The sequence below is a fragment of the Staphylococcus hominis subsp. hominis genome (genome assembly GCF_002901845.1).
GTDB classification, from domain to species: Bacteria; Bacillota; Bacilli; order Staphylococcales; family Staphylococcaceae; genus Staphylococcus; species Staphylococcus hominis.
Genome location: NZ_PPQE01000004.1, coordinates 1 through 4,493, shown reverse-complemented (window position 1 = coordinate 4,493; position 4,493 = coordinate 1). Strand labels below are relative to the sequence as shown.

Genomic DNA, 4,493 nt, shown 5'->3' with positions numbered 1-4,493 from the left:
CATTAATTTATCGTTCTTTTGCTTTATATGGTCTGTTTTTTGGCTCTCACGTTCATATTCTTGCTTATGATATTCTGTTTTTTGTTTATACTGACTTATTTGCTCATGTTTAGCATTTGTTACTTGTCTTGATTGCCCACGTTCTAAATCATATCCTCGTTGTTTAACATGCTCATTAAATCTATCTTGAAACGCTGTTAAAGCTTTTTTATTACCTACAACTTCTTTAGCACTTAAACGACCATCATCAGTTATTGGAACAACGCCATAATGCATATGTGGTGTTTTTTCGTCCATGTGAACTGTTGCATATAATAAATTATCTTTACCGTATTCTTGTTCTAAAAACTCTTTAGCATATTCAAAAAACTGCTTTGTATCTTCTGGCGTTTGATTATCAAAGAAATCATTGTCTGATGTAATTAAACCATCAATGTGTTTAATCGCGTCTGTTCTAATTTTTCTTTTGCCTGTATAATTCTGTTCGATTTTTTCATCAATCAAGTTATTAAAATTCTGTTTATTAGCATTTACCAAATCATAATTTAAGTAAGTTTTACTATGGTCTATATCTTCATTTTCATAATTATTATTTTCTCTTTGAACATGTTTTTGTATGCCCGTTGTATTTGTTCCAGATTTAACTTTTGAAACTCTAACAATGGAATAAGACATATAAAAATCACTCCTAAGCACAAAGGTTTCATGTGTATTTAATAGTTTAAGTCTAACACACTAGACTTATTTTTAATAAGTCGTTAATACGTGTGCTCTGCGAGGCTTAAACCTGTTTTTGCTAACGCAAAAAATGAGTGGCAAAATGCTAGCCACTCATAGTTCTAAACCAAAATATAATATAACTATTCAAACTGCTTTTCAGAACGTTTAAATACAATAATCGTCAAAAGACAACATAAAATAATAAGGATAGCCATGGCTACAAGAATATTACTATACACTCCAGAAGAATAATTTATAAATTCCAGAACTAGTTTACGATTAATCAATTGTAGTGACAATAAACCTCCTACAATTGCTATACCTGTTCCCTCTGATAAAAAACTTGTGAAATTTAGCAAACTCATTCCAGAAGCAACTTCTTCTTCAGAAAGACTACTTGATACTATTTTTGATATAACTGTTTTAGTAAAAGATAATCCGCCCATAACAAATATAAACATAAAAGTAGTCAACCACATACTAAACTCAACAAAAAATGCAATAGTTAAAAAACTTATAGAGATAGACAATGATCCTAAAATAAAAACAAATAATGATCCTTTTCTATCCACTAAAAAACCACCAAAATAACCAAAAACAATAACACTCATGGTTCCAGGAAAAATAACACTATTACCTATTGTCGCTACATTTACATGATAAATAGTTTTCATCATATAAGGCACCATTGATATAAAACCAGCTACTATAGAAAATATTAGCCCACCAGAAAACAAACCAAGCATAAACGGAATGTTTTTCCCTAGTTTAGGATTAATAAAAGGGTTAGAAACTCTTGAAATATGTTTAATAAAAATCACAAAAAAGATTGTGAAGAGTATTAAAAAAGTCCAATTATAATTTGTCGTAAATAACATAAAACATATAATACTTATAGACATTAAAACAATACCTACGATATCTAATGTATTTTTTGTTGATTTACCAGGTACCATTACTTTAATAAGAAAAGGTATAGTTACTATTGTAATCATAGGAAGTATAAGTAGGTAAGACCAATGAATATAATGTGCTATTATTCCCCCTATTGAAGGACCTAACCCTTCACCTAAAGCTACAATTGATCCTATAAAACCAAAGGCTTTGCCTTGTTTTTTTCTTGTAATATTTCTAGCTACAACCACCATAATCAGTGAAGGGAATGCAGCAGATCCTACTCCTTGTACTAACCTACCAAAAATCAAAATAAAAAAGTGATTGTGACCAATAAAAGCAATCAATGAACCAAGACAGCTCAAACTAATACCAATAATTAACAATTTTTTTATATTTATATAATCAGATAATTTTCCATATACTGCTGTTCCTATCGAAAAAGTTAACATATATGCAGTGTTTACCCAGTTTGTAATTCCAGGAGTAGTATTAAAATGATTTGCAATATCAGGTAAAGAAACATTTAAAACCATTTCATTTAATACACTAAAAAATGAAAGAATACAAAGCCAAAATAAAACGCTATAAAACAAACCTTTAAATTTTTTATATAAACTAAACAATTTTACCTCTTTACTTGAGGTGACTAAAGTTTATAGGGGTAAATTATTCTTTCACCTCATATAAATTCCCCAAATTTTTAAATAGACACTTCATAAAAAAATCCTCCTAAATTAGAATAGTTTAAATATATCATTTTTGTTCAGTAATATTAATATGTACACTATTTCCAAAATTTAAATTCATGTTGCCAAAAATCGATTTGTTTTTGCAATTGTTTTTCGTTCGCTTTTAAAGTCGATTTCATTAAGTCCGTTAAATCGACTGGCGAAATTTCTTTTATCAAATTCTTATATTTTGTTCTAGAATTTCTGTGAAGCTTTCCCCATTCTTCTTCATCACTCAATAACATAAAAACTATTGCTCTATCCGCAGTGCGTTGGATAGTTTTCCAATCTGGTTGCAAGATATGTAAATCACTAAAGCAATCATTCCAGTAATCCACCATATCTCTTTTAAGTTCGATTTCTACACGCCATAAATGTTCAGACATAACTTCAGCATCTGCATTATCTTTACGTTCTTGCTTTTTATTATAAATTCTAATAAATCTATTACTATCTCTCACGCCAAAATATTTTGTTTCTGGCTTACCATTACGACCATAAAAAATAGTTTTCTTAACTGCTTTATCAGACATTGCATAGTAGTCACTCAAATCATCTTCAAAATCAAAGGCTAAATCTAATCTTGTAAAACCGTCATCTTCCATGTAGCTTATTATATTTTGTTTTAACCAAATCATTTCATCTCGTGTAAGTTTGTTTGGATTAAATTCAATACGCATATTACGTCTATCCCAACTATCTGCTTTCACTTTGTCATATTCAATATAAACTTTTTCTTGAAGTGCTTTAGCTTTAAACTTTGTTTGAAGAATATCCCAAAGTCTTATTTGGGGCTCTACACTCATAAATTTAGAAAGGGCTTGAGCGTTGTCTCGGTTGAGATTTCCAACGATCGTCATTGCATCAAAACTTAATTTTGGATCAGATATGCACACAGTATGTGCGTCCAACCGGCTATTAGAGTAGCCGGTTTTAGAAAAATTGTCTAAATCGTGATTTTCCAAATGATTTGAATGATTTGCATGATTGTTTTTATACATAAAAAATCGACTCCTTAATCTCAATTTCGTTTAAGGAATCGCTCACCCAAATATATATCTTGATGTATATTTAAATATCGTTTAATATCTAAATATACAAGATTATAAAAACAACTCAGTGTTTTTTTCTTTGAATGATGTCGTTCACAAACTTTGGTCAGGGCGTGAGCGACTCCTTTTTATTTTGTTATTAATATAACACTATCAAAAGACTTGGTCTAATCAGATCAAGTCTTTTTTTATTTAAGCATTTGTATTATCTGGTAAACAGTTAAAACTACTAAAACACCAAGTACATACTTACTTGTTATAAAATTCTCAAAGGCTTCTCTGAATTTCATTTCTTCAACTCCTTTTATTGCTTTATTCCAATTTCCTTATTGGTCGGAACCTACAGGGCTTTATGTGTTGTTGAGTTGGTACTTTCTTGGGATTAATCCCAATTCAAGTCCAACCAACTCGCTAACAAGTTAGCTAACACATAGCCCATTCCAACCAATAAGTTTTCTCGGCATAAATGCATGTTCTATAAGTGCATACCTCTATCTCGTTTTTGATTCTTTTGTTGTTCTTGTTGCTGTTCCTGTTCTGAATATAATTCTGGATTCATTTTTTTATCTAAGTTTCCTGCTAAACCATTTAGTTTTGGTTCATCTTCTGTTAACTTATTAACTCTTTCCGCAAAGGTATTTCTTCCTAAAACTCGTTCTAACTCTTTTAGTAAGATTTTTAAAAGCTTTAACGCTATTTCTATATTCTCTTTAAGTGGCTTTGCATTTTCGTAAAGTTGGTTAAAATTATCGTCTGCGTTTTCAATACGCTCAACTGCTTTATTTAATAAATCATCTTTCTCTCGTATTTCCTTATCTTTATCATCTAAGGCTCTACCAGACTTTATATACTCGTAATCTTCCGAAATATCTTGAGCAGCTTTTATCTGTTTCTGAAATTCATTGAAATCTTTTTGGCTTATTACAACATTTCCAGTTTCTTGTATTTCTTTGCTAAATAAACCACCTACTTTTTCAGTTTCTTGCTCATACGGAACATTTATAGGCTTTTTAAGCGTATTTAACGATTTTTGGTACTCTTGCATTAATTTATCGTTCTTTTGCTTTATATGGTCTGTTTTTTGGCTCTCACGTTC

Annotated in this window: 3 protein-coding genes and 1 pseudogene; all 4 read right to left on the bottom strand. The window is 30.1% G+C overall.

The window, feature by feature from the left end; translation table 11 throughout:
- Positions 1–675, bottom strand: a 675-nt coding sequence (mobV, locus tag CD034_RS00365) for a MobV family relaxase (RefSeq protein ID WP_142380635.1), incomplete at its 3' end; no start/stop codon positions are given.
- A 185-nt stretch (positions 676–860) separates the two neighbouring features.
- Positions 861–2,240, bottom strand: a complete 1,380-nt coding sequence (gene tet(K) / locus CD034_RS00360; RefSeq protein ID WP_000492283.1) for a tetracycline efflux MFS transporter Tet(K) — start codon at positions 2,238–2,240, stop codon at positions 861–863.
- A 161-nt stretch (positions 2,241–2,401) separates the two neighbouring features.
- Positions 2,402–3,346, bottom strand: a complete 945-nt coding sequence (locus tag CD034_RS00355) for a replication initiation factor domain-containing protein (RefSeq protein WP_000277654.1) — start codon at positions 3,344–3,346, stop codon at positions 2,402–2,404.
- Between the two features lie 526 nt (positions 3,347–3,872).
- Positions 3,873–4,493, bottom strand: a pseudogene (locus tag CD034_RS00350) (MobV family relaxase); the annotation flags it as partial.

Excerpts from the sequence above, each read along its gene's own strand:
- CD034_RS00355 (WP_000277654.1), bottom strand. The coding sequence starts at position 3,346 with ATGTATAAAAACAATCATGCAAATCATTCAAATCATTTGGAAAATCAC.